The organism is Dulcicalothrix desertica PCC 7102 (assembly GCF_003991905.1).
Taxonomy (GTDB): Bacteria; Cyanobacteriota; Cyanobacteriia; order Cyanobacteriales; family Nostocaceae; genus Dulcicalothrix; species Dulcicalothrix desertica.
This window is the reverse complement of record NZ_RSCL01000051.1, coordinates 472-1,794: the sequence shown is the minus strand read 5'-3', so window position 1 is coordinate 1,794 and position 1,323 is coordinate 472. Positions and strand designations below refer to the sequence as shown.

Here is a 1,323-nt window from a genome sequence, read left to right as displayed (position 1 = left end):
AAACTTTTCTTACTCTTACTATCTGTAATAACTCTCAATCGCATCCAGTTAATTTCTAACTTACGTAGAAAATATTGAAATAGTGTACTAGATAATACAGCTTGATTTTAAGCGTGAATTATCCTGTCATCAAAAAATTGTTAAATGAGATATAACTAGATATAAGTAATGCATGGTTTCAAAAATTATCTTGATGCCACTTTCCTTAATAATGAAATTGAGATATTTTTTGCTCTTTCACAAAAAATATTTGATTGAATGACAATATTCGCAGTCATATATATCTTCTCGAAAAGGCAAGTTATTCCAACATAGAACCTATGGACTGAAATATTAGTGTCTCACACTCAAAGGAATCAAACTATGTATCAGTTTGTTAACAAGCAAGTTGCTTCAGAAAAACTAAATCTTAGTTGCGCTACGCTGAAAAAGTATCGTTTAAATGGAACATTAGTTGAAGGGACACACTGGATAAAAGTTAATTGCCGTTGCATCCGCTATAATTTAGAACTTGTTCAAGACTGGTTGAAAAATCGTTACAATCCGATTGCTCATAATCATGCGATTTCCTTATATCATGCCAGCACAAGAAGAAAGCGAAGAAAAGATTAGCCTCAAATACAAATCAAGACGAGTAGAAATAAAATCTATTCACCGACTGTCAGATTCCAAAAAAGAGATGAGTGTATGAAGAGTAGAAAACACCACTTACCTCGCTTTCTACCATCAAAGATTAAACAAGTGATACTGGCGCTTGGCAAGGGTATTCTTATAGCCGTATCTACAGATTGTAGTTCATGTGTGAAAACGCTTACAGACACTTTAAGGAGAATTGATATGATTAACTCATTTATCGAACAAGCCGCAGATGCAAATACTTATTCTGATGCATTACATAAGCTAGCACTAAAAAGTATTAAATTCAGATATTTAGTGCCTAATAATTATGCCACTCCAACCCAAACTTTATTAGTATTAAGTATCCTTATGCATAAAATAGAAATATACAGAAGCTTGATTACAAATCCGAATACACCTATTGTCAAGCTAATTGTACTCGGCGCCTATTTTCCATCTGAATTGATAAATAATCCAACATTTCGATTATTTGCACAGAAAAATCCACGTCTGTTTCAACAAATGCCTATTCAAACTGTTAAAAATATTTTATTACTAGATGATATCCCACTAAAATATATGAAAATGGCAGCTTTATGTAATCATGTTGAGATACTGAACATTATCGCTAATCATTCAAAGGCGCCTAAATCTCTTTTATTGCAAATAATCAATCAGATAAAAATGTCAGAGTCAGCAAACATC

At 32.3% G+C, this 1,323-nt stretch carries 2 protein-coding genes; both read left to right on the top strand.

Annotation, left to right across the window (positions count from 1 at the left end):
- The first annotated feature begins 363 nt into the window (after positions 1-363).
- A complete protein-coding gene (locus tag DSM106972_RS48015) occupies positions 364-612 on the top strand; it encodes an HAD family hydrolase (RefSeq protein WP_127087344.1) in 249 nt (82 codons plus the stop codon).
- Positions 613-837: 225 nt separating this feature from the next.
- Positions 838-1,323: hypothetical protein (locus DSM106972_RS51960; RefSeq protein ID WP_201800894.1), on the top strand; the 486-nt coding region annotated here is incomplete at its 3' end.

Excerpts from the sequence above, each read along its gene's own strand:
- DSM106972_RS48015 (WP_127087344.1), top strand. The coding sequence starts at position 364 with ATGTATCAGTTTGTTAACAAGCAAGTTGCTTCAGAAAAACTAAATCTT.